Genomic DNA, 22,943 nt, shown 5'->3' on the forward strand with positions numbered 1-22,943 from the left:
ACCTTGACGCATCTAAGACGACCGGTCATATTGGAGTCATGAGCGCCATTCAGCCCCGCTTCCGCACCGTCGACGGCCTGTCGATCCGCTACGCGGAGAGCGTGAACACCAAGCCCCGGGCACTGCTCCTCAGCCCGTGGCCGGAGAGCATCTACGCCTACGACCCGACGTGGTCACGCCTCGCCGAGCACGCGAGCCTGATCGCCGTCGACCTGCCCGGCTTCGGGCACTCCGAGCTGCGCGAGGACCTGCTGTCTCCGAGGAGGATGGGCGACTTCGTCGTGCGCCTCGCCGACGAGTTCGGCCTGGTCGAACCGCACGTCGTCGGCCCGGACATCGGCACCAGCGCCGCGCTGTTCGCCGCGGCGGCCGCTCCCGGCCGGTTCCGCAGCATCGTCATCGGCAGTGGCGGTGCGAAGTCACCGACGGACCTCGGGTCGCCGCTGCACGACTGGGTGCACGACGAGGACCTGGCGCCGTACCGCGCGCTCGGCCCCAAGGACGTCGTGAACGTCGCCATGGACGCCATCGAGGGGTACGAGCTGCCCGACGTCGTGCGCCAGGACTACCTCGCCGCCTACCAGGGCCAGCGGTTCGTCGAGCAGATGGCGTACGTCCGCGCGTACCCGGCCGAACTGGCGGAGCTCGACGCGCTGCTGCCCGGCATCACCACGCCGGTCCAGGTGATCAACGGCGAGCGTGACGCGGTGGTGCCGGTGTCGAACGCCGAGCACCTGCACGAACGGCTGCCGGACAGCAGGCTCGCCGTGGTCGACGCCGGTCACTTCGTGTGGGAGGAGAACCCGGACGAGTACGCGCGGATCGTCACCGAGTGGTGGCAGGCCAACTAACCGGTCGTGCAGGGCGCGTCGTTCAGGGTGAACGACTCCGGCACCGAGTTCGGACCGGACACCGCGCCGTTGAACCCGATCGACACCGACCCGTCGGCGACGATCAGGGCGGTGTACCCGGCGTTGGTGACGCTCACCTCCGCGCCCGACTGGGACACCGTCGCGTTCCACATCTGCGACACGGTCTGGCCGTCGGCGAAGCGCCAGCGCAAGGTCCAGCCGTCGATCAGGACGGCGCTGACGTTGCGCACGGTCACATCGGCCTGGAACGAGCCCGGCCACTGGCTGGTGATCCGGTAGACGACGACGCAGGGCGGGGGTGGCGGCGGCACGGTGGACGGCGCGGCCGAGTCGGAGCAGCTCTGCCCCCACAGGCCGAGTTTCGCCTGTGAGGCCTTGGTTTCCGCCTCGGTCAACGGGCCGCCCTCGACGCCCGCGGTGCGCAGCATGCCGGCTCGGACCGCGGCCAGCGCGTAGTCGGTGCCGTCCGGCAGCGCCAGTGAGACCTCGCCGGGGCTCACGCTGGTGACGGAGACGTCCTTGCCCAGCAACGTCTTCGTGGCGAACTCGCGTGCCGCGGCGGCACCGCAGGAGGTCGGTTCGGCGAGGAGCGAGATGCGGGCACGCGTGCCGTCCGCCAGGTCGACGGTGCGGCCGTCCACAACGGCACTCACCTTTGTGGACGGCGCTTTTCCCTCCGTCGCCGGGGAGGAGGTTCGCGGTGCGGGGAGGGCTCTGCCGTCGTGCTCGGCCGTGCAGGCGGCGGTGAGCAGGGTCAACAGCACCAAGATGTGCTTCCGTGCTGCCATAGATCAACTCTATCGGTGGTGGCAGTGTCCGCAATCGGCTGTTCGGAGTTGATCAACTCGGGCTTTCGGAGTCTGTGATCGGTGAACAGCCGGGGTGGCTGAACCAGGACCGCTCCCGGTTCCGTCCTGGGAGTGTGAAGTGGCCACGACCGTTGCACGGGAGGTTGCCCGCCGTTCACCGGCTCGTGGTGATCAACCGAAATGATCACGGGGTTCCTGCCCCTGTCGATGGAGGTCTCGAGTGCACACCCTGCAACCGCACTGGACACGTCGCCTGCTCGCCGCCCTCGCCGTCGTCGCGTCCGTCCTCGGCGTGACCACGGCCGTCGCGCCCTCGGCCGACGCCGCCGTCTACAGCTCCTGCACGCAGACGCGCTGTTCCGCCGCGCGTTCCGCCAACTCGACCTGGTCCTCGAAGGGCTACCCCGGTTCGCGCGGCTGGTACAGCTGGCCGAACGGGCAGTGCAACTACGCCGGTGGCACCTTCCAGAACCGCGAGGGCCAGCTGCCGTCCGGGCACAGCTACCAGGAGTTCGACGTCTACCCGCGTGCCTGCAACGCTTCCCGGGACGCGTACCGGATCGTCGTGGACCGCACGAGCGGCTCGGTCTACTTCTCCCCGGACCACTACGTGAACTTCTACCGCCTCTAAAAGCGCTTCACCTGGCGCTGCGGTCGATCCGCGACCGCGGCGCCCACCAGGTGTGCAGCGTGGCCAGGACATGTGAGCGGGTTCGTCATGCCCCTGCCCAACGTCGTTCTGGGGCGTCCGTGTTCGTTGTTCGCTCTCGGGGCAACCCGATGTGCTCGGTGACGTCGACCGTGCCGCCGCCCGCCCGCCTCCTTCCGCTTGCGGGAGGGTGATCATGTTTTCCGGACATCCACCAGACGGCGCTGGGCGTGGATCAGGACAGGATTCACTCGTTCGAGTTACGGCTCCCGGCGCACGCGCTTGTCCTCGGCCGCGACTGCCACGCTCGAAAGTCGCCGGACAGGAGCTAGACCTCGATGTGGGCGCCCATGATCACCGTTCGCTCCCGTGGCAGGCCGAAGTGCTCGGCGGCGTCGGCCGTGATGTACGACGTGGCCACGAACAGGCGCTTTCGCCAGCCCGCCATCGTCCGCGACTTGCCTCGCTGCAATTCGATCTTCGACAGGAAGTACCGCGCCTGGCTCAGGTCCAGCGCTCCCTCGGAGCGCGCGGGGTCGATCAGCGCCAGTGCCGCCGGGACGTCCGGCGTCTCCATGTACCCGAAGCGCGCGTTCACGTAGATGATGCCGTCGTCGGTGTAGCCGAGGTCGTCGACCTCGACGCGGCGGTCCGGTGGCACGCGCGGGACTGGTTCGGTCTCGATCGAGACGATCACCACGCGCTCGTGCAGCACGTGGTTGTGTTCGACGTTCGCGCGCATGGCCAGTGGCGCGGTTTCCTTGCCGCGGTTGAGGAACACCGCGCAGCCCGGCACTCGGGTCGGCTTTCGCGAGTGCAGTTCCTCGATGAACGCCTGCAACGAACCCTCGGCCTCCCGGCGGGCGGCCGTGACGATCGCGCGGCCGCGTTGCCAGGTCGTCATCACCGTGAACGCGGTCAGGCCGATCAGCAGCGGCAGCCACGCGCCGTGCAGCAGTTTGGTCAGGTTCGCCGCCAGGAACAGCAGGTCCACGCCCAGCAGCACGACGCAGCCGAGCCCGATCGCCCACGCCGGCGCACCGAACTTCCAGCGCGCCAGGAACAGGAACAGCGACGTGGTGATCGTGATCGTGCCGGTGACGGCCATGCCGAACGCGAACGCGAGCGCCGCCGACGTGCGGAACGCGAACACCAGCGTCAGCACCGACACCATCAGCACCCAGTTGATCCACGGCACGTAGATCTGCCCGATCGTCGACTCCGACGTGTGAGCGATCCGCAACCGCGGCAGGTACCCGAGCTGCGCGGCCTGCGACGCCACCGAGTAGGCGCCGGTGATCACCGCCTGCGACGCGATCACGGTGGCCGCCGTCGCCAGCACCACCATCGGCCACCGTGCCCACTCCGGCACGAGCAGGAAGAAGGGTCCGCTGACGTTCGCCTGGTCCTCGAGAATCAGCGCCCCCTGCCCCATGTAGCTCAACACGCACGCCGGCAGCACCAGGACCAGCCACCCGCGCGCGATCGCCGGCCGCCCGAAGTGGCCCATGTCCGCATAGAGCGCCTCGGCGCCGGTCACCGCCAGCACGACAGCGGCCAACGCGAAGAACGCCACGTCGAAATGCCCGAACAAGAACCCGAGCGCATACGTGGGCGACAACGCCTTCAGGATCTCCGGATGCCCGGCGATCCCCCGGATCCCGGCCGCGCCGATAACGCTGAACCACAGGATCATCACCGGCCCGAAGAACCGCCCGACCGCGGCACTTCCCCGCCGCTGCACCAGGAACAGCCCGACGATGATCACCGCGGTGATCGGCACGACGAACCTCTCGAGCTCCGGCTCGACGACCTTCAACCCCTCGACGGCCGACAACACCGAGATCGCGGGTGTGATCATGCTGTCACCGAAGAACAGCGCGGCGCCGAAGATCCCCAACGCCGCCAGCGTCGCCGCCGCCTTCCGCCCCTGCTTGGCCTTCCACCTCCGCAACAACGTGATCAGGGCCATGATCCCGCCCTCACCGTCGTTGTGAACGCGCATCGCCAGCAACACGTACGTCACCGTCACGACGATCATCACCGACCAGAAGATCAGTGACACGACCCCGTAGACGTTGTTCACGCTCACAGGCACCGGATGCGGGTCAGCGGGGTTGAACACCGTCTGGATCGTGTAGATGGGACTCGTGCCGATGTCACCGAACACGATACCGAGCGCCCCCACGACAACGGCCAGCCGAACGGTGTCGTGCGCCAGCTTCTGCCGCGACGGAGCCTCGGAAACCTGCTGATCGGACACGCCCGCAAGATAACCGCAGGACGTGCCATCCGCTGAGCACAGGTGAGTGATCTTTACGCATTCCTGACACAACATCGATCAGGAACGACAACACCGGGCCCCTTCAACCGCGATGCGAAGCGAGCCGGAAAGCCCTGTGAACCGCTGGGTAGCGGCGTACCCCAATCGTTATCGACGCGAAGCGGCGATGAACAACCCGGCGTCGGCAACGCCTGGAGCAACCACGCTGGAACGCGACCCGCCGGGCAAAGGGGACCCCTCCGCTGGAACCGCAACGCACAGCGAAACCGACCGCTCTTTGACATACCCATACCCCCCTAGGGTATAAAGAGCAGCAGAGCCCACCGCTCCCCCGGCAAGCCCGGCCGCGCGGAAGGGCCGGACGAGGAGCGAGACATGCACGGCTACGCCGACACCAAACCCGCCCACCTGCGCCGCCTGCGTCGAATCGAGGGCCAGGTCCGCGGCTTGCAGCGGATGATCGAGAACGACGAGTACTGCATCGACGTGCTCACCCAGATCTCCGCGGCCACCAGGGCGTTGCAGGCGGTCTCACTGGGGTTGCTCGACGAGCACCTCAAGCACTGCGTGAGCCAGGCCATCACCGAGGGCGGCACCACCGCTGACGCGAAGATCGCGGAAGCGAGTGACGCCATCGCGCGCCTGGTCCGCTCCTGACCTGAGGGGACAAGATCATGGGCAAGACCGGCTGGGGCACCGGGTACAAGGTCGCGCTCTACGGCGTGGCGCTGGCCGCGATCTTCGGCGGCACGTGGGCCGCGGGCGCGGCGACAGGACCACCTCCGGCGAACGAGACCCACAGCACTGATGCGCACGGCGGGCACGAGTCCGAGCCGCCGAAGGTCCCACCGGGACTGTCCGTGTCGGAGAACGGCTACACGTTGCGGCTGAAGGAGAACAGCTCACTGAGCTTCGACATCGCCGGACCGGACGGCCGGCCCGTCACGGAGTTCGCGGTGGAGCACGAGAAGCGCCTGCACCTGATCGTCGTCCGCCGCGACGGGTCGCACTTCCGGCACGTGCACCCCGAGATGGCGCCGGACGGCACGTGGTCGGTGCCGCTGAGCCTCGGCACCGCCGGCGGCTACCGGGTGTTCGCCGACTTCAGGCCGGAGGACGGGCCGAAGACCACGCTCGGCGCGGACGTCCACGTCGCCGGTGACTACCAGCCGCGGAAGCACGAGACCAGCCGCACGTTCACCGTCGACGGCTACGAGGTAACCCTCCACGGTGAGCTGAACACCGGGAAGGCGTCGGCCGTGACCGTCACGATCGCCGAGGACGGCAGGCCGGTGACCGACCTGCAGGACTACCTGGGAGCGAAAGGGCACCTCGTGGCGCTGCGGGCGGCCGACCTGGCCTACCTGCACGTGCACCCGGAGGAGGGCGCGGAGGTGAAGTTCGCGGTCGAGGCGCCGACGGCCGGTCAGTACCGGCTGTTCCTCGACTTCCAGCACGAGAACGTCGTCCGCACGGCCGAGTTCACGCTCACAACCGCGGGCACCGCGACGGAGACGCACGAGGAGGACGGTCATGGCCACTGACACCATCGAGATCTCGATCGGCGGCATGACCTGCGCTTCCTGCGCCGCGCGGATCGAGCGCAAGCTCAACAGGCTGGACGGCGTCGAGGCCTCGGTCAACTACGCGACCGAGAAGGCGCGCATCAGCTACGCGGGCGACCTCACGCCCGCCGACCTGGTGAAGGTCGTCGAGGACACCGGCTACACCGCCGAGCTCCCCGCCGCACCCGAGCACACGACGGAGCACACGACCGGGGCACCGGACCCGACGAGGACGCTGCGGCAGCGGCTGGTCACGTCGGTGGTGCTGGCCGTGCCGGTGATCGTCCTGGCGATGGTCCCGGCGCTGCAGTTCACCTACTGGCAGTGGTTGTCGCTGGCCCTCGCCGGACCGGTCGTCACCTACGCCGCGTGGCCGTTCCACAAGGCCGCGTGGACCAACCTCCGGCACGGCGCCGCCACCATGGACACGCTGATCTCCATCGGTGTCGGCGCGGCGTTCCTGTGGTCGCTCTACGCGTTGTTCCTGGGCACCGCGGGCACGCCGGGCATGACGCACGGGTTCACGTTCACAATCGAGCGGATGGCCGGGACCGGCAACATCTACCTCGAGGTCGCGGCGGGCGTCACGACGTTCATCCTGGCCGGGCGCTACTTCGAGGCGCGGTCCAAGCGGCGTGCGGGAGCGGCGCTGACGGCGCTGCTGGAGCTCGGTTCGAAGGACGTGGCGGTGCTCAGGGACGGGCGCGAGGTCCGCGTCCCGACCGGTGACCTGCGCACGGGCGACCGGTTCGTCGTGCGGCCCGGCGAGAAGATCGCGACCGACGGCGTCGTCGAGGAAGGCAGCTCGGCGGTCGACGCGAGCATGCTCACGGGCGAGTCCGTGCCGGTGGAGGTGCGGCCCGGTGACGCGGTCGTCGGTGCCACGGTCAACGCGGGTGGGCGGCTCGTCGTGCGGGCCACCCGGATCGGGTCGGACACGCAGCTCGCGCAGATGGCGAAGCTCGTCGAGCAGGCGCAGAACGGCAAGGCCGAGGTCCAGCGCCTCGCCGACCGGATCTCCGCGGTGTTCGTGCCGGTCGTGATCGCTCTCGCCGTCGGCACGCTGGGCTTCTGGCTCGGCACGGGCGGGGGCGCCGGTGCGGCGTTCACGGCCGCGGTGGCGGTGCTGATCATCGCCTGCCCGTGCGCGCTGGGCCTGGCCACGCCGACCGCGTTGCTGGTCGGCACGGGGCGGGGCGCCCAGCTCGGCATCCTGATCAAGGGGCCGGAGGTGCTGGAGTCCACCCGCAGCGTCGACACGGTGGTGCTCGACAAGACGGGCACCGTCACGACCGGCCGGATGAGCCTGGTGAGCGTTCACACCGGCGAGGACGAAGCCGAGGTCCTCAGGCTCGCCGGGGCACTGGAGAACGCTTCCGAGCACCCGATCGCGCGAGCCGTCGTCGAGGCCGCCGGCGAGGTGCCCGAGGTCGAGGACTTCCAGAACGTCGAGGGACTCGGCGTGCAGGGCGTGGTCGACGGTCACGCGGTGCTCGTCGGCCGTGAACGCCTGCTCGCCGACTGGAGCATCACGCTCGGCGACACCCTGGGCAAGGCCAAGGAAGCGGCCGAACAGCAGGGACGCACGGCGGTCCTGGTCGCGTGGGACGGCAAGGCCCGCGCCGTGCTCGTCGTCGCGGACACGGTCAAGCCCACGTCGAAGGAAGCGATCGAGGGCCTGCGGGCGCTCGGCCTGCGCCCGGTGCTGCTGACCGGCGACAACGAGGCCGCGGCGAAGGCCGTGGCGGCCGAGGTCGGCATCGACGAGGTCGTCGCCGAGGTACTGCCCGCCGACAAGGTCGACGTCGTCAAGCGCCTGCAGGACGAGGGACGCGTGGTGGCGATGGTCGGCGACGGCGTGAACGACGCCGCCGCGCTCGCCCAGGCCGACCTGGGGCTCGCCATGGGCACCGGCACGGACGTCGCGATCGAGGCGAGCGACCTCACGCTGGTGCGCGGTGACCTGCGGGCCGCGGTGGACGCGATCCGGCTGTCGCGGCGCACGCTCACCACGATCAAGGGCAACCTGTTCTGGGCGTTCGCCTACAACGTCGCCGCACTGCCGCTCGCCGCGCTCGGCCTGCTCAACCCGATGATCGCGGGCGCCGCGATGGCGTTCTCGTCGGTGTTCGTCGTGAGCAACAGCCTGCGCCTGCGGGGCTTCCGCTGACACGACCCTCACGGCCGGTTTCGTAGCCTCGGTACAGCGGTTCCCGATGAGAAGGAGTGGTTGTGCCGAGGTTCGCCCTGGTCGTGGCGTTGCTGACAGCGCTGTCGGCGTGCACCTCGACCCCGCCGCCCGCTGCCGCGCCACCGTCGAGCAGCGCCCCACCGGTCGAGGAGAAGCGGGTCCACCTCTCGATCGGCGACTCCTACGCGACCGGTTTCGCGCCGGGCGGCAAGGGCACGAGCTTCGCCCAGATCGTCGCCGAGACGTCCGGCCTGGAGCTCGTCAACCTGGCCTGCGACGGCGCCACGTCCGCCGACCTCGCCACCAGGCCCGCCTGCGGCGCGGACGCCGGCGGCAAGACCCAGCTCGACGCCGCGGTCGAGACGCTGAAGGGCCGGAAGGTCGGCCTGGTCACGATCGTGATCGGCGGCAACGACCTGACGCCGTGCGCGATCGCCCAGGACCCGGTGGACTGCGCGACCAGGACCGTCGCCGGCATCCAGACCAACGTCGCCGGGGCGCTCGCCGAGCTGCGGGAGGCCGCGCCGGACGTGAAGATCGTCGGTTTGACCTACCCGGACGTGTTCCTCGGCGCCTGGGTGAACCCGTCGATCCCCGGCGGCAAGAACCTCGCCCGGCTGTCGGTCACGATGTTCCAGGACTTCAACACCCGCATCGCCGCCCAGTACGACAGGTTCGGCGCGAAGTTCGCCGACGTCACGAACGCGACCGGCGGCTACGGCGACCTGACCGAACTCACCCAGGACCCGAAGTACGGCCAGATCCCCGGCCCGGTCGCCAAGGTCTGCGCGTTGACGTACTTCTGCGACCGCACCGACGTGCACCCGACGCCCGCGGGCCACCGGGCCATCGCGGACGCCGTCACCGCGGCGAGCCGCTGACCAGGGCCGCTGACGAAGATCGTTGTTCTGATGAGCACAGGTGTGAGGGTGACCCGCGAACCATGGCAGGGTTGTGCCCGTATAACCCGAAAGACCCTGTCTTGCGGCCGCCGCAGCTGACAGGTTCTGGAACCGTTGCCGCAGCGAGGAAGTGACGATGACCGTGCTCCCGCACAGCACCGATGCCCTGCACCGGCTCCACGATGCCGTGGAGGGCTTCCTGCGCAGTGAGAAGGAGTTCAACCTCGCCGATCCCTCCGCCAACATGCTCGTCGGCGGCCGTTTCCGCGCCCTCGGCACGCAGATCGGCTCCAGCGTCCTCGCGGGCGTGCCCGAGGAGGACGTCGCCGCGATCGTCCAGCCCGCGAAGTCGGCCTGCGCGCGGTCGCCGTTCATGCGCGACGAGAACGAGTGGGCCCGCGGCTACCCCAGCGACTTCCGGCTGGTCGAGCACGTCCTCGCACAGGCCAACGGCGGGGCGCCGGGCACGCTCGGCTGGCACGTCGAGGCCCAGCTGCAGGGCTCGGCGCTCGCCCAGCAGCTGCGCAACCGGGTGATGCACCAGGCGCGGATGATCGGCGACTGCCTCACCGCGCCGCGGTCCGGCCCGCGGTCGATCCTGGTGATCGACGCCGGCGCGGCCCCCGACCTGCGCACCATCCCGCCGGGCATCGTGCGGCCGGGCGACAGGTTCGTGCTCACCGACGTCGACCCGGACGCGCTGGAGCTGGCGCAGAAGCGGCTCGGGCTGCTCAACAACTCCACGACCACGGTTCCGGGCAACATCTTCCGCGCGATCCCCCAGCTCGCGGAGCTCGGCCCGTACGACCTCGTGCTCGCCAACGGCCTGTACGGCTACCTCAACGACCGCGCGGCCGTGCGGTTCACCGAAGCCGTGATGACCAGGCTCGTTCATCCCGGCAGCACGTTCTACTTCGCCGGCACGGCACCCGGAAACGAGTTCCGCTGGCCGATGGAGTTCCTGATGGAGTGGCAGGTGATCGAGCGCGACGAGCAGGCCGTGCGCGCGCTGCTGCCGGGCTGTGACGTGTCGGTGGGCCACGACCCGACCGGCCTCGCGCTGCTCACGCACGTGCGGGTGCACTGAGCGCGGGGGTTCAGCGCAGGCCGTGCGCGATCCGGGACACGAAGGCCACCAGCCGGTCCGGCGTGAACTTGCCGGGCTCGGTCAGCACCAGCCGGCCGGACATCTCCGCCAGGGCGAGCATCGCGTGGCCGAGCAGCTCGGAGTCGAGGTCGTCCAGGCCGCCCAGCTCCTCCAGGCCCAGGGCGGCCAGGTCCTCGATCTGGGCCAGGACTCCCGCGCGCACCAGTTCGACCTGGGCGCGGAACTCGCGGGGCGTGCCCTCGGGCGGGAGGAGCACGAGGCGCCACCGCTCGGGCGCCTCGACGACGGCGTTGACGAAGACGCGGACGGCGTCGGCGAAGGCGTCGTCCGGTGACCGCGTGGCGAAGCCGGTGGGCAACGCCGCGATGACCTGTTCCGTCGCGCGAGCCGCCTCCCTTTCGAGGAGGGCGCTGATCAACGAGGCGCGGTTCGCGAAGAGGTCGTAGAGCACGGGCTTCGTGACCTGGGCTTGTCTGGCGACCGACTCCATCGTCACCGTGTCGAAGCCTGCCGGGATGAGGGCCAGGGCGGCGTCCAGCAGCTGCTCGCGGCGCTGCTCGGGAGGCAGGCGGCGGGCGTACTTCCGGCGCGTTGTGCTCACCGGCCCATATTGCTACGGTGGCGTAGCTTTCACAAAGCTACGCGGGCGTAGCATTTCGCGGTGGAACTTCGCCGCGGCGGGGGTATCCCTCGGCGTGCGCGGCCGGCGTGCGGACCCGCGTGGACAGGCCCAGCGGTGACCGGCTGATCTTGGAGGATCCGTGAAGGTGCGTTCCGGGGAAGTCGACCTCGCCGTGCAGGTGCGCGGCACGTCCGGGCCCGTCGTGGTGCTGGTGCACGGGTATCCGGACACGCACGCGGTGTGGGACCGCGTGGCCGCCCTGCTGGAGAAGGACTTCCGCGTCGTCACCTACGACGTGCGCGGCGCCGGCGAGTCGACCGCACCGTCCACTGAGGACGGTTACCGGCTCGAGCACCTGGCGCGGGACCTGTTCGCGGTGATCGACGAGGTCAGCCCCGACGCGCCCGTCCACCTCGTCGGCCACGACTGGGGCTCGATCCAGTCGTGGGAGGCGGTGACCACGCCCGGCGCGCGGATCGCGACGTTCACCTCGATCTCCGGACCGTGCCTCGACCACATGGGGCACTGGTCGCGACGAGGTTTGTCGATCGCTCGCATCAAGCAGTTCTTCCGGTCCTGGTACATCGGCGTGTTCCACCTGCCCCTGGTGGCGCCCCTGTTCTGGCGCCTGTACCTGGCTCGGCGCTGGGGCGACGTGCTGCGGCGGCTGGAGGGCGTCCGCACGACGCCCGCTCCGACCATCGCCTCGGACGCGGTGAACGGGATCTCGTTGTACCGGGCGAACATCCGCCAGGTCATGGGCGCGCCGCGGCAGCGCATCGCGCCCATGCCGGTCCAGGTGATCCAGCCGACCCGCGACCGCTACATCCGCACCGAACCGCTCGACCTCGAACGCTGGGTGCCGTCGCTGAGCCGCCGCCGGATCGCCGCGGGCCACTGGGCACCGCTCAGCCACCCCGAACCGCTCGCCCGCATGATCAGGGAGTTCATCGCGGACTCCGCTCCCCCGCGCCGGCTCGTCGTGATCACCGGTGGCGGCAGCGGAATCGGCAGGGCGACAGCCGTGGCGTTCGCCAGGACGGGCGCGCGGGTGGTGGTGTCCGATGTGGACTTCGCCGCGGTGGAGAAGACCGCGGCTCTGGTCGGTGGTCACGCCTACGAGGTCGACGTGCGGTCCGAGGACGCGATGCGCTCGTGGGCCCGGCAGGTCGCGGACGAGCACGGCGTTCCCGATGTGGTCGTCAACAACGCCGGCATCGCGCACTCCGGGTCGTTCCTGTCGACGTCCGCTGACCAGTGGAAACGGGTGCTCGACGTCAACCTGTGGGGCGTCGTGCACGGCTGCCGGGCGTTCGGCGAGCTGATGGTGGAACGCGGCGAGGGCGGTCACATCGTGAACCTGTCCTCGGTGGCGGCCTACCTGCCGTCGAGGATCCTCTCCGCGTACGCCAGCAGCAAGGCGGCGGTGTTCATGCTGTCGGAGTGCCTGCGGGCCGAACTGGCGCCGCACGCGATCGGCGTCACGGCGATCTGCCCCGGCCTGGTGCACACGAACATCACGGCGACCGCGACGTTCTCCGGCGTCAGCGCCGAGGAGGAACGCCGCAAGCAGGACCGCGCCACGCGGGTCTACGCGCGGCGCGGCTTCGGGCCAGAGGGCGTGGCGGCCGAGATCGTGCGCGCGGTGCGCGACAACCGGCCGGTGGTCCCGGTGACGGTGGAGGCGAAGGCGGCATGGCTGGCCGATCGGGTCGCGCCGGGCCTGCTGCGCGCCTTCGCCAAGTTCGACCCGAGCTGAGCGCCGCGGCGGACAACCCCGCCGCAGCACCATCAGACTTCGGTCAGCTCTCCGCCGAACGCGGCCGCGAGCCTCAACCACGGCGCGGCTTCCTCAGCCCTTCCCTGACGCTCCAGGGTCCGGCCGAGCAGCAGGTGCGCGTAGTGGTCGACGGGGTCGCGGTCCACGACCACGCGGAGCCGCGCCTCGGCCTTGCCGAGCTGCGCCGAGTGGTAGTAGGCACGGGCCAGCAGCAGGTGGAGGTCCGCCTGGAACGGCACCTCCTCCACGACCTCGGCCAGCAACAGCGCGGCCTTGGCGTAGTCCCTGGTGTCGAACAGCGCCTTCGCCCGTTCCCACTTGTCGGCCGCGGTCTCCACGTAGTCCGCGTCGAACAGGTGCCGCACGGTCAGCCAGCGGTCCGCCGCCACCTCACCGTTCGGCTGGTAGGCGTTGAAGTTGTCCATCGAACCTCCCTTCCGGACGCGTACAACGTCCAGAAGCAGGAGTTATTCCAGCAACGGCAGCGGCTCGAACCGATGGCCGCTCCACAGGCGCCGCGACGTCTCCTCCGGGTACGGCACGACGGCCGGCGGGACGTCGAAGATCCGCGTCAGGCGTTCCGCGGACGTGTAGGCGGGCCAGCCGGGGTCGCCGGAGACGGCGAACGACGACCACGCCGTCCGCATCTGCACGGCCAGCTCCTCCGTCTCCGCCGTGATCTCGCCGAGCACCACCGACGACTGCCCGAGGCCCGGATTCCCGAACACCAGCGGCACGTCGATCCCGTGGCAGGCCCCGAACGGTCCGGGTGGTTCCCAGGTCACCTCGTAGACGAACGCGCGACCACCACCGGCGACGTGCGCTTCGGCCAGGTGCAGCGACGGCATCCGGAACAGCCAGTCCGAGCAGACGACCTCGAACAGCTCGTCCGGCCCCATGTCCGGGTACTCCACGCCTGGCGCGAGCACCTCCGCCGCCTGCGCGGCCTGCGCGGAGGTCACGGTGCCGAGCATGCCCTCGATCACGGTGAGCAGCCGTTGCTCTGAGCGCGTGTGCCCGGCTATCAGGCCGACGTCGCGCGCCGCCCCCGACGCCAGCGCCTCCCACGGCGCCGCCGGCAGGACGTCACCGTCGACGACCGGCGCGAACGGGATCTGCTTGTGCGCCGCCTGTCCCCACCGGCCGGTGAACTGCCCGATCCTGGCCATGACCTCGTCACCGACCGCCGGCAGCAACGAAGGGTCCACTGTGGACAAATCGGCCACCGTGGGGCGCAGCCCGAGTTCCGCGGCACACACCGAGGCGATGTCGGAGGCCAGCTCCGGCGTGAAGAACGCCCCGGGCACGCTGCTCGCGATCGCCCGGTGGAACAACCCGGCGGCACGCGGCATGGCCAGCAACGCGGCCACCGAACCACCACCCGCCGACTGCCCGAAGACGGTCACCCGGCCGGGATCGCCGCCGAACGCGCGGATCTCGTCGCGGACCCACTCCAGCGCAGCGACCTGGTCGAGCAGGCCGCGGTTGGCGGGAGCGCCCTCGATCAGCGCGAAGCCCTCCAGGCCCACGCGGTAGTTGAACGTGACCACGACGGCATCGTCCAGCGCGAGCCGCGTGCCGTCGTACTCGGGCAGCCCGGACATGCCGATCGTGTAGGCGCCGCCCTGGATCCACACCATGACCGGCAGGTCGCCGGCGAGGTCGGGCGACCAGACGTTCACGGTCAGCCAGTCGTCGCCCGCGACGCCGATCCCGTCCATGCCGAACACCGCGGGCTGCGGTGGCGGTGGGCCGAACGCCGTGGCCTCCCGGACGCCGTCCCACGAGGGCACCGGCCGGGGCGCGGCGAACCGCAGCTCGCCGACAGGAGGCGCGGCGAACGGGATGCCGCGGAAGACCGCCACACCCGATTCCACCCCACCGCGAACCGTTCCGGCACCGAGCCGCGCTTCGACCATGCGCGGATGCTCGTCCTCCCGGTGTCGAGAACGCCAGGCATTTTCCGCTCAGGCCGTGACGACGACCTTCGCCCGCGCGTGCTGGGACTCGACGTGCCGGATCGCGTCCGGCACGTCGGTGAGCGGGTAGGTGCGCTCGATCACCGGCACGAGCTGACCCGACTCGGCGAGGTCCCGCAGCGCGGCCAGGTTGTCTTTGCTGGGCTTGGCCTCCAGCACCACGAGCCGCTGCCGCGTGAACGACCCGATCAGCTTGCCCTGGATGATCAACCGGTACGGGCCGAACAGCACCCCGCCCGTGAAGCTGCCGCCGCCGGACAGCACCAGCACGCCGTCCGGGGTGAGCACGCCGCGCAGCTCGCTCATCGTCCGGTTGCCCACCAGGTCGAAGACGACGTCGTAGCGTTCCCCGCCGCGGGCGAAGTCATCAGTCCTGTAGTCGATCACCACGTCCGCGCCCACCGCGCGCACCTGCTCGACGTTGCGCGTGCTGCAGACCGCGGTCACGAAAGCCCTGCGCGCCTTGGCGATCTGCACCGCCATCAACCCGACACCGCCGGACGCGCCGTTGATCAGCACCTTCTGCCCCGCCTGCAGGTCCCGCAGCCCCATCCACGCCGTGTTGCCCGCCAGCGGCAGCGTCGCCGTCTGCTCGAACGTCAGGTTCGACGGCTTGTGCTGCACCAGGTGCACGGGCACGCACACGTACTCGGCGAAGGACCCCTCGACCTCGCCGAACACCTCGTCCCCCACCCGCAGCACCCCGCTGACACCGGGCCCGACGGCCTCGATGACGCCCGCGAAGTCCATCCCCCTGATCCGCTTCTTCGGCCCCTTCCACCCCAGGACCAGGCGCGCGAAGTACGGGTCGCCGCGCATGATGTGCCAGTCGGCGGCGTTCACCGATGACGCCCGCACCCGGACCAGCACCTCGTCCGTCGCGGGCACGGGCCGGTCGACCTCCCTGAGCTCCAACACGTCCGCGGAGCCGTATCTGTCCTGGACGATCGCCTTCATCGAGGCCTCCTTCGCTTGGGGAGGAAGTTAGGCCGTGCCAACGCCCCGGCACATCAGGGACGTTCCCTAGGGTCCTCTGAAACGCGAAGAGCGCGGAACGCCACGGTGTTCGGCGTTCCGCGCAGTGCTCTGTCTTCCGGCGACCTACTGCGGCAGCTGCTCGCCCGTCTGCTCCTTGACCAGGTACTCGGCGTACCAGTCGGGCCAGTTCTCGTCGAACTCGCCGCCGTTGCGCTTCTCGTGCTCGCCGTGGGCCGACGCGGCCCTGCGCAACGCCGCCGCCAGGTCGGAGATCGACGCGTAGGACGTGTCGTCGGCGTCGACCCGGCCGGGCAGGCGGGTCGTGACCTCCTGCAGCACCCACGTGTTGCCGTCCGGGTCGGTGAGCTCGGCGCGGGTCACGTAGCTGCGGCGTTCGGGGTCGGGGCCCTCGACGGGGCCGTCGGGGCCGCCGTGGAAGAGCGGGCCGACCTCGATCCCGGCCGCCAGCAACGCCTCGTGCGTCTCCACGACGTCCGAGACGACGAGGAAGTGCCGGGCCGAACCGGGTTCGGCGGTGGTCACGTCTGGTCCGAAGTGGACGGACGCGTTCGAGCCGTGCGGGGTGAACTGCGCGACCGAGGACGGGGTGACGTCCTGGCGCCAGCCGAGGCGGGTGTAGAACTCCGTGGCGCGCTCCACGTCGGTCACGGGGATGACGGTGACCTCGAGCTTCATGTCGATCTGGTCGAGCTTCTTCACTTCGCTACTTCCTTTGCGAGGTCGCGGAGGCCGGTGAGGAAGGCCTCGGAGAAGGTGGGGAACGGCTGGATGACGTCGAGCAGCACGGGCAGCGGGACCTTCGCGCGGATCGCGACGGTGGCCTGCTGCAACCACTCGCCCGCCTCGGGGCCGATGGCGTGGGCGCCGGTGAGCACCTCGCCGTCGGACACGAGGGTCAGGAAGCCGGGTCGCGTGTCGTACTCGCGGGTGTAGGTCGCCGTGCGTGCGACACCGGACAGGTGGACGGTCGCGGTGTACTTCCCTTCCGCTGCACCGACTGCGGCGACCTGCGGGTCGGTGAACACGACCCGCGGGACGGCGCTGTAGTCGACCTCGGCAGGAGTGCCGAGGATGTTCGCGGCGGCGACGCGGCCCTGGTACTTGCCGACGTGGGTCAGGTTCCACTGGCCCGTGACGTCGCCGACCGCCCAGACGCCGTCGGTCACGTTCATCCGCTCGTCGGTCACGAGCCCGCGCGGATTCGGTTCGACACCAACGGTTTCGAGCCCGATGCCGTCGACGCGCGGGCGCCTGCCGGTGGCGACGAGGAGCTTGTCGCCACGCAGCCGGGTGCCGTCCGGGAGGTCGAGCACGTACTCACCGTTCTCGAACGACGCGGCGGTGGCGTGCGCGCCTAGGTGCAGCTCGACGCCGCCCGCGGTCAGCGCCTCACCGAGCGCGCGGCCGACCGCCTCGGGTTCGCGGGGCAGCACCCGGTCGGCACCGTCGACCAGCGCGACCGAGGAGCCGAGGCGCGTGAACGCCTGGGCCATCTCGACGCCGGTCGGTCCGCCGCCGAGGACCAGCAGCCGCCTCGGGATCTCCTTGACGCCCGTGGCCTCGCGGTTCGTCCACAAGTCCAGGTCGCGCAGCCCGGGGATCGGCGGGATGAACGCCTCGGAGCCGGTGGCGATCACGACGTGGTCGGCCGTGTAGGTCTGGTCGCCGACAGCCACGGTTCCGGGGCCGGCGATCCTGCCGTCGCCGCGCAGCACGTCGATTCCGGCGTCACGGGCCCATTTCTCGGCACCCGCGTCGTCGTAGGACGAGACCATGAAGTCACGCCACCCGAGCACGGCCCCGGCGTCGACCCCACCGGTCACCGCCTCACGCGCACCGGGGACTTCGCGGGCCGCGGCCACGGCCTCACCGGCGCGCAGCAGCGTCTTGGACGGGATGCACGCCCAGAAGGTGCACTCCCCGCCGAGCAACTCGCGTTCGACCAGCGCCACGCGCAGGCCGCCCTCGGCGACGGCCGCGGCGAAGTGCTCGCCGGGCGAACCGCCGCCGATGACGATGACGTCGTACTGCGCCATCACACACGTCCCGGAAGGCGCGTCGTGACTTCCTGCAGCACCCAGCCGTTGCCGTCCGGGTCGCTGAACGACGCGAACGAGCCGTAGCTGGAACGGTCGGGCGCCGGCCCGTCCACCCGCGCCTCGGTCCCCGCGTGGTGGAAGACGCCGGTCTTGTCGTGGAAGATCTCGCTGACCTGCACGCCACGGCCGACCAGGTCCTCGCGGGCGGCCACGATGTCGTCGACGACCAGGTGCAGGCCCTCGGTGCTGCCGGGCGCCGCGGTCGTCACGCCGGTGCCGAAGATGATCGACGCGGGCGATCCGGGCGGGGTGAGCTGCACGAGGCGGTAGCCCTCGTCGTCGGCGAACTCGGCGTCGAACCGCCAGCCGAGCGCCTTGTAGAAGTGCACGGCCCGGTCGACGTCGCTCACCGGGATGACGGCCACCTCGAGCTTGTAGTCCATCTTCGTTCCTCTCCTCTTGCCGATGACACGAGACTGCTCCCGCCGGGGGTCCCTTCGAACCCGTGGAACACCCTGGTCACCCCCTGGCCCGTACGCTCGGACCCGTGTCGGACGATCTCCTGGGCAGGCGCACCGAGGGCGAGACGCTGGACCGGTTGCTCACGCGGGCGCGGTCGGGCGCCGGTCAGGTGCTGGTGCTGCGCGGTGAGGCCGGGATCGGCAAGACCGCGCTGCTCGACCACGTGTCGTCGCGGGCGTCCGGGTTCCGGGTCGCGCGGGCCGCGGGCGTGGAGTCCGAGAGCGCGTTCCCCTACGCGGGGCTGCACCAGCTGTGCGTGCCGTTCCTCGACCGGCTGGACCGGTTGCCCGCGCCCCAGAGGGAGGCGCTCGGCACGGCGTTCGGCATGACGTCCGGACCCCGGCCGACGCGGTTCATGGTGGGCCTGGCGGTGCTGACGCTGCTCGCCGAGGTCGCCGACGAACAGCCGCTGGTGTGCCTGGTCGACGACGCGCAGTGGCTCGACCCGATGTCGTCCGCGGTGCTCGGGTTCGTCGCCCGCAGGCTGCTCGCGGAACGGATCGCGCTGCTCTTCGTGCTGCGCGAGGGCAACGACCACCTCGACGGGCTGCCCGAGCTGTTCGTGCGCGGCCTGGACGACGCCGACGCCCGCGCGTTGCTCCAGTCCGTGATCAAGGGACCGGTCGACGGCCGGGTGCGCGACAGGATCGTCGCCGAGGCCCGCGGCAACCCGCTCGCGCTGCTGGAGCTGCCCCGCGCGTGGACCGCCGCCGAACTGGCGGACGGGCTCGACGCCGAGCCGCTGACCAGCCGCATCGAGACCGGCTTCGTGCGCCAGATCGCGGCGCTGCCCGCCGACACGCGCCTGCTGATGCTCACCGCCGCCGCCGAACCGCTCGGTGACGCGACCCTGCTGTGGCAGGCGGCGGGGCTGCTCGGGCTGGGCGCCGACCCCGCGGCCGCCGCCCTGGAGACGGGCCTGATCGAGTTCGGCGCCCGCGTGCGGTTCCGGCACCCGCTGGTGCGGTCCGCCGCCTACCGCTCGGCGTCCACTGTGGACCGTCTGCGCGTGCACCAGGCGCTGGCCGACGTGACGGACGTGGACATCGACCCGGACCGCCGCGCCTGGCACCGCGCCCAGGGCACAGCCGCACCGGACGAGGAGGTCGCGGCCGCGCTGGAGAACACGGCGTCCCGCGCGCAGGCCCGTGGCGGACTGCTGGCCGCCGCAGCGTTCCTCGAACAGGCCGCGGTGCTGACCCCGTCACCCGGCCGCCGTGCGTCACGCGAACTGGCCGCCGCACGGGCGAAGCGCGACGCGGGTGCGTTGGAGGCGTCGCTGCGGCTCCTGAACGCCGTCGAGGCGGGCCCGCCGGACGAACGCCGCAGCGCCGAGGTCGAGCACCTGCGCGGGCACATCGCCTTCGACCAGCGCCGGGTCGCCGACGCCGCACCGCTGCTCTTCAGCGCGGCCCGCAGGCTGGCCCCGTTCGACGCCGACCTGGCCCGCGAGACGCACCTGGAAGCCCTGTCCGCCGCGATCTGGGCCGGTGAGCCCCTGGCCGACGCCGCCCGCACCGCTCCCCCGCCCCGCACCCCGCCGTGCGCGCTGGACCTGGTCCTGGAGGCGCTGACCACCCGCATCACCTCGGGCTACGGGGCCGCCGTCCCGCTCATGCGCCACGCGTTGGACGAGGTGCTCGCCCTGAAGGTGGCGGCGGAGGACGTCAGCCGCCTGCCGTGGCTCTTCGGCAACCGCGCGGGCGGCATCGTGGCGAGCGAGATGTGGGACTTCGGCACGCGCCGCGACTTCGCCCGGCAGCAGGTCCGCCTGTCCCGCGACGCCGGCGCGCTGGTGCAGCTGCAGTTCGCCCTGAACTTCCTGGCCGACAACGAGCTCCTCGCCGGCGAGCCGGCCGCCGCGCAGGCGCTGATCGAGGAGGACGAGCGGATCTCCGAGGTCACCGGTGCCCCGCCCGTCGGCTACGCGGTGCTGCTGCGGGCCGCGTACCGGGGCGAGGACGTCTTCTCCGCGGCGCGGTCCGCGGCCTTGGCGGCCGGCCAGGGGCGGTTGGCCGTGATCTGCGACTGGACCGCCGCGATCCTCCACAACGGACAGGGCCGCCACGACCTGGCCCGTGAGGCCGCGTTGCGCGTGTTCAGGTCCGATTCCCTGGTCTACAGCTGCCTGATCACGCCGGAACTGGCGGAGGCGGCCTCCCGCACGGGTGAGACCGCTCTGGTCGCGGAGGCGGTGGAGCGTTCCTCGGAGTGGGTCGACACCGACTGGTCGTCCGGCCTCAAGGCCCGCCTGCGCGCGTTGAACGGCGACCCGGAAGGCTTCCGCGAGTCGATCGCCTGCTTCGAACGGACGTCGCTGAAACCCGAACTGGCCCGCGCCCACCTCCTGCACGGCGAGTGGCTGCGCCGCGAGGGCAGGCGGGTCGAGGCCCGCGATCACCTCCGCACGGCACACGACATGCTGCTGTCGTGCGGGATGGCGGCCTTCGCCGATCGCGCGCAGCGGGAGCTGCAGGCGACCGGCGAGACGGCCCGCAAGCGCACCGCCGAACCGACCGACGAACTGACGGCGCAGGAGTACCAGATCGCCCGGCTGGCGCGGGAGGGCTACTCGAACCCGGAGATCGGCACGCGCCTGTTCATCAGCCCGCGCACGGTGGAATGGCACCTGCGCAAGGTGTTCGGGAAGGTCGGCGTGACCTCGCGCCGGCAGTTGCGCGACGCGAAGTTCTAGCCGAGGACGAACTGGCTCTCCGTCCACTTCACCGCGGTCAGCGGTGCCCTGACGTCGCCGGTGTGTCCCACGATCACGCCTTCGTTGTTGATGTCCACTGCCTCCGCCTTGCGGGCTCCGCCAGGACGGCCGAGCTCGAACGCGTCACCGTTCGGACTCCAGCGCATCGGGACGTTGTCCGCGGTGGTGACGGTGGTGAAGCCGACCGCCACGCCGTGGTCGTTGATGCCGCGCGGATGGGTGTTGCCCCCATAGGTGGTGATCACCGATCCGGTGATGTCCCACCGCACGCCGACCACCGCGAAGTTGTTCTCGGTGTAGGCCTCCCCGACCACCTCGCCGTGCCGGTTCACCGCCCTCGCGTAGCTCTCCGCGCGGTTCGCCAGGCCCGCGAGCCGGGTGACGGTGCCGGCGGGGTTCCAGCGCATCGCCTGGACGTGGCGCCCGGTGGCGGTGACGTAGCCGACCGCGTACCCGTTCGAGGCGCCCGTCACCACGGCCCAGGTCATGCCGTCGGGCAGGGCCAGGAGGGTGAGCGCACCGTTCAGGTCCCACTTCACCGGCAGCTGTGAGCTGCTCGAGTTCAGCACGATGCCGTAGACGGTGCCGCTGTCGTCGATCGCCTGCCCGGAGGCGAACTCGTAGCCGGGGTACGAGTCCAGCACCCGGTGGGAGCCGTCCGGGTCGAACCTGATCGCCCGGCCGCTGACGAAGGGGTCGAACGTGGTGCCCGAGGCGGCGCCACTGCTGTTGACCGACGTCACGCTGGTGCTCGCCCCGGCGGGTCCCACCAGTTCCGCGGCGGAGCCGCCGTACCTGACCGCGCGTTCGGGCAGGCTGGTGGAACGGGACCGGCCCACCGCCACTCCCGCGTCGTTGATCGAGGCCGCGGAGTGGAAGGCGCTACCCGGCAGACCACCAAGATCGGTGATCGTCACGGACGCGTGTGCCGGCGTCGTGACGACTACGGTCGCCACCAGCGCCGCGGACAGGGCAAAGCCCAGCTTTCGACTCATCTGCATCCCCCAGGAGTTCCTTCGAGTCAAGCGCGGCAAGATTAACCGCGGACCGTCGGAGCTGCGCGGGGAAGGGTCGGGCGGAACTCCGGTCGCATCCCGCCCCCGTGGATCAGTTTCCCGCGGCCAGCCACTGCTCCAGGCTCGTCGGCTGCAGCTGCGCGCCCTCGTTCGGCACGAGCTGCTTGCCCGTCAGCAACGTCCCGAAGTACTGGGCCTCCGGGTCGCCGACGACCTCGCGCTCGTCCTCGCGGTGGCGGAGAACGGTCCGGATCCACCCGTCCATCGTGAGCTCCTCCGGCCCTCCGATCTCCAGCACGCCCCCGACCGGTGACGTGGCGGCGGTGCGGGCGACCACCGCGGCGACGTCCGAGGCGGCGATCGGCTGCACGCCGCCGTGCGGGAGGCGCACGGTCCCGTCGACGGTCGCCGAGTTCGCGATGGCGCCCGCGAACTCGAAGAACTGGGTGGCGCGGATGATCGAGTACGTGAGGCCGGACTCCCTGAGGAGCTTCTCCTGCGCCACCTTCGCGCGCAGGTAGCCGGACTCGGGCAGCTCGTCGGTGCCGACGATCGACAGCGCGACGTAGTGGCCGACGCCGGCCTCCGCGGCGGCCTGGGTCAGGTTGGTGGTGGCGGTGGTGAAGAAGCTCATCACGTCGTCGTCGGCGAACGACGGCGAGTTGGACACGTCGACGAGCACGTCGGCGCCCTGCAGGACTTCCTTCACGCCTTCGCCGGTCACCGTGTTGACACCGCTGTTCGGTGACGCGGGCACGGCGTCGTGGCCGTGCTCGCCGAGCCGCTTCACGACCTGGCTGCCGATCAAGCCGGTGCCGCCGATGACAACGATCCTCATGGTCCGTCCCTCTCGTGAACCCGCCCGTCGCGGGTGTTCACGAGCTAAGACA

General features: G+C 70.8%; 20 protein-coding genes. 9 read left to right on the forward strand and 11 right to left on the reverse strand.

Going from position 1 to position 22,943, the window contains the following annotated elements:
- Positions 1-38 precede the first annotated feature (38 nt).
- On the forward strand, positions 39-851 hold the full coding sequence (locus tag VM306_RS05885; RefSeq protein ID WP_325511697.1) for an alpha/beta hydrolase: 813 nt from the start codon (positions 39-41) through the stop codon (positions 849-851).
- On the opposite strand, the gene VM306_RS05890 is transcribed toward VM306_RS05885, so the two are convergent.
- A complete protein-coding gene (locus VM306_RS05890; RefSeq protein WP_325511699.1) occupies positions 848-1,660 on the reverse strand; it encodes a cellulose binding domain-containing protein in 813 nt (270 codons plus the stop codon). The genes VM306_RS05885 and VM306_RS05890 overlap by 4 nt on opposite strands.
- 241 nt (positions 1,661-1,901) lie before the next feature.
- Between VM306_RS05890 and VM306_RS05895 the strand changes: the two genes are divergently transcribed.
- Positions 1,902-2,312, forward strand: a complete 411-nt coding sequence (locus tag VM306_RS05895) for a ribonuclease domain-containing protein (protein WP_325511701.1) — start codon at positions 1,902-1,904, stop codon at positions 2,310-2,312.
- A gap of 346 nt (positions 2,313-2,658) precedes the next feature.
- On the opposite strand, the gene VM306_RS05900 is transcribed toward VM306_RS05895, so the two are convergent.
- Positions 2,659-4,593, reverse strand: a complete 1,935-nt coding sequence (locus tag VM306_RS05900) for a potassium transporter Kup (RefSeq protein WP_325511703.1) — start codon at positions 4,591-4,593, stop codon at positions 2,659-2,661.
- A gap of 396 nt (positions 4,594-4,989) precedes the next feature.
- Here VM306_RS05900 and VM306_RS05905 point away from each other — a divergent pair, with 396 nt between their 5' ends.
- The 5 genes from VM306_RS05905 (at position 4,990) to VM306_RS05925 (ending at position 10,359) form a co-directional block, all read left to right on the forward strand.
- Positions 4,990-5,271 carry a metal-sensitive transcriptional regulator gene (locus tag VM306_RS05905; RefSeq protein WP_325511705.1) on the forward strand — a complete coding sequence of 94 codons (282 nt, stop codon included), beginning with the start codon at positions 4,990-4,992 and terminating at the stop codon, positions 5,269-5,271.
- A gap of 17 nt (positions 5,272-5,288) precedes the next feature.
- A complete protein-coding gene (locus VM306_RS05910; RefSeq protein WP_325511707.1) occupies positions 5,289-6,158 on the forward strand; it encodes a hypothetical protein in 870 nt (289 codons plus the stop codon).
- A complete protein-coding gene (locus tag VM306_RS05915) occupies positions 6,148-8,349 on the forward strand; it encodes a heavy metal translocating P-type ATPase (protein WP_325511709.1) in 2,202 nt (733 codons plus the stop codon). Before VM306_RS05910 ends, VM306_RS05915 begins: the two co-directional genes overlap by 11 nt.
- A gap of 62 nt (positions 8,350-8,411) precedes the next feature.
- Complete coding sequence (locus VM306_RS05920) at positions 8,412-9,251, forward strand: SGNH/GDSL hydrolase family protein (RefSeq protein WP_325511711.1); 840 nt, start codon at positions 8,412-8,414, stop codon at positions 9,249-9,251.
- Positions 9,252-9,408: 157 nt separating this feature from the next.
- Positions 9,409-10,359 carry a class I SAM-dependent methyltransferase gene (locus tag VM306_RS05925; RefSeq protein WP_325511713.1) on the forward strand — a complete coding sequence of 317 codons (951 nt, stop codon included), beginning with the start codon at positions 9,409-9,411 and terminating at the stop codon, positions 10,357-10,359.
- Positions 10,360-10,369: 10 nt separating this feature from the next.
- Here the strand turns inward: VM306_RS05925 and VM306_RS05930 are convergent, their stop codons facing one another.
- Positions 10,370-10,981: a TetR/AcrR family transcriptional regulator gene (locus VM306_RS05930; RefSeq protein WP_325511715.1), complete on the reverse strand. Its 612-nt coding sequence runs from the start codon at positions 10,979-10,981 to the stop codon at positions 10,370-10,372.
- Positions 10,982-11,147: 166 nt separating this feature from the next.
- On the opposite strand from VM306_RS05930, the gene VM306_RS05935 reads away from it, so the two are divergent.
- A complete protein-coding gene (locus tag VM306_RS05935; protein ID WP_325511718.1) occupies positions 11,148-12,761 on the forward strand; it encodes an SDR family oxidoreductase in 1,614 nt (537 codons plus the stop codon).
- Between the two features lie 32 nt (positions 12,762-12,793).
- Here the strand turns inward: VM306_RS05935 and VM306_RS05940 are convergent, their stop codons facing one another.
- From VM306_RS05940 to VM306_RS05965, 6 genes are all read right to left on the reverse strand, one after another.
- Positions 12,794-13,207: a tetratricopeptide repeat protein gene (locus VM306_RS05940; RefSeq protein WP_325511720.1), complete on the reverse strand. Its 414-nt coding sequence runs from the start codon at positions 13,205-13,207 to the stop codon at positions 12,794-12,796.
- Between the two features lie 42 nt (positions 13,208-13,249).
- Positions 13,250-14,701 (reverse strand): carboxylesterase/lipase family protein, encoded by a 1,452-nt coding sequence (locus tag VM306_RS05945; protein WP_325511722.1) that lies wholly within the window; start codon positions 14,699-14,701, stop codon positions 13,250-13,252.
- Positions 14,702-14,749: 48 nt separating this feature from the next.
- Entirely contained in the window at positions 14,750-15,718 is a 969-nt protein-coding gene (locus tag VM306_RS05950) for an NAD(P)-dependent alcohol dehydrogenase (protein WP_325511724.1), read from the reverse strand.
- Between the two features lie 144 nt (positions 15,719-15,862).
- The gene (locus tag VM306_RS05955; RefSeq protein ID WP_325511726.1) at positions 15,863-16,459 is read right to left on the reverse strand and encodes a VOC family protein; all 597 of its coding nucleotides are present in this window, start codon (positions 16,457-16,459) and stop codon (positions 15,863-15,865) included.
- A complete protein-coding gene (locus VM306_RS05960) occupies positions 16,456-17,796 on the reverse strand; it encodes an NAD(P)/FAD-dependent oxidoreductase (protein WP_325511728.1) in 1,341 nt (446 codons plus the stop codon). Before VM306_RS05960 ends, VM306_RS05955 begins: the two co-directional genes overlap by 4 nt.
- Positions 17,796-18,242 carry a VOC family protein gene (locus VM306_RS05965; RefSeq protein WP_325511730.1) on the reverse strand — a complete coding sequence of 149 codons (447 nt, stop codon included), beginning with the start codon at positions 18,240-18,242 and terminating at the stop codon, positions 17,796-17,798. Before VM306_RS05965 ends, VM306_RS05960 begins: the two co-directional genes overlap by 1 nt.
- 104 nt (positions 18,243-18,346) lie before the next feature.
- Here VM306_RS05965 and VM306_RS05970 point away from each other — a divergent pair, with 104 nt between their 5' ends.
- The gene (locus VM306_RS05970; RefSeq protein ID WP_325511732.1) at positions 18,347-21,016 is read left to right on the forward strand and encodes a helix-turn-helix transcriptional regulator; all 2,670 of its coding nucleotides are present in this window, start codon (positions 18,347-18,349) and stop codon (positions 21,014-21,016) included.
- Here VM306_RS05970 and VM306_RS05975 read toward each other — a convergent pair.
- Both VM306_RS05975 and VM306_RS05980 read right to left on the reverse strand, forming a co-directional pair.
- Positions 21,013-22,032, reverse strand: a complete 1,020-nt coding sequence (locus VM306_RS05975) for a hypothetical protein (RefSeq protein WP_325511734.1) — start codon at positions 22,030-22,032, stop codon at positions 21,013-21,015. The two genes, VM306_RS05970 and VM306_RS05975, sit on opposite strands and share 4 nt — an antisense overlap.
- Before the next feature lie 112 nt (positions 22,033-22,144).
- The gene (locus VM306_RS05980) at positions 22,145-22,891 is read right to left on the reverse strand and encodes an SDR family oxidoreductase (protein ID WP_325511736.1); all 747 of its coding nucleotides are present in this window, start codon (positions 22,889-22,891) and stop codon (positions 22,145-22,147) included.
- Positions 22,892-22,943 lie beyond the last annotated feature (52 nt).

This window comes from Lentzea sp. (assembly GCF_035525475.1).
Lineage (GTDB): Bacteria > Actinomycetota > Actinomycetes > Mycobacteriales > Pseudonocardiaceae > Lentzea.

Coding starts and splice junctions, on each gene's coding strand:
- VM306_RS05960 (WP_325511728.1), bottom strand. CDS start 17,796: ATGGCGCAGTACGACGTCATCGTCATCGGCGGCGGTTCGCCCGGCGAG.
- VM306_RS05950 (WP_325511724.1), bottom strand. CDS start 15,718: ATGAAGGCGATCGTCCAGGACAGATACGGCTCCGCGGACGTGTTGGAG.
- VM306_RS05980 (WP_325511736.1), bottom strand. CDS start 22,891: ATGAGGATCGTTGTCATCGGCGGCACCGGCTTGATCGGCAGCCAGGTC.
- VM306_RS05965 (WP_325511730.1), bottom strand. CDS start 18,242: ATGGACTACAAGCTCGAGGTGGCCGTCATCCCGGTGAGCGACGTCGAC.
- VM306_RS05890 (WP_325511699.1), bottom strand. CDS start 1,660: ATGGCAGCACGGAAGCACATCTTGGTGCTGTTGACCCTGCTCACCGCC.
- VM306_RS05885 (WP_325511697.1), top strand. CDS start 39: ATGAGCGCCATTCAGCCCCGCTTCCGCACCGTCGACGGCCTGTCGATC.
- VM306_RS05915 (WP_325511709.1), top strand. CDS start 6,148: ATGGCCACTGACACCATCGAGATCTCGATCGGCGGCATGACCTGCGCT.
- VM306_RS05975 (WP_325511734.1), bottom strand. CDS start 22,032: ATGAGTCGAAAGCTGGGCTTTGCCCTGTCCGCGGCGCTGGTGGCGACC.
- VM306_RS05940 (WP_325511720.1), bottom strand. CDS start 13,207: ATGGACAACTTCAACGCCTACCAGCCGAACGGTGAGGTGGCGGCGGAC.
- VM306_RS05945 (WP_325511722.1), bottom strand. CDS start 14,701: ATGGTCGAAGCGCGGCTCGGTGCCGGAACGGTTCGCGGTGGGGTGGAA.
- VM306_RS05925 (WP_325511713.1), top strand. CDS start 9,409: ATGACCGTGCTCCCGCACAGCACCGATGCCCTGCACCGGCTCCACGAT.
- VM306_RS05905 (WP_325511705.1), top strand. CDS start 4,990: ATGCACGGCTACGCCGACACCAAACCCGCCCACCTGCGCCGCCTGCGT.
- VM306_RS05910 (WP_325511707.1), top strand. CDS start 5,289: ATGGGCAAGACCGGCTGGGGCACCGGGTACAAGGTCGCGCTCTACGGC.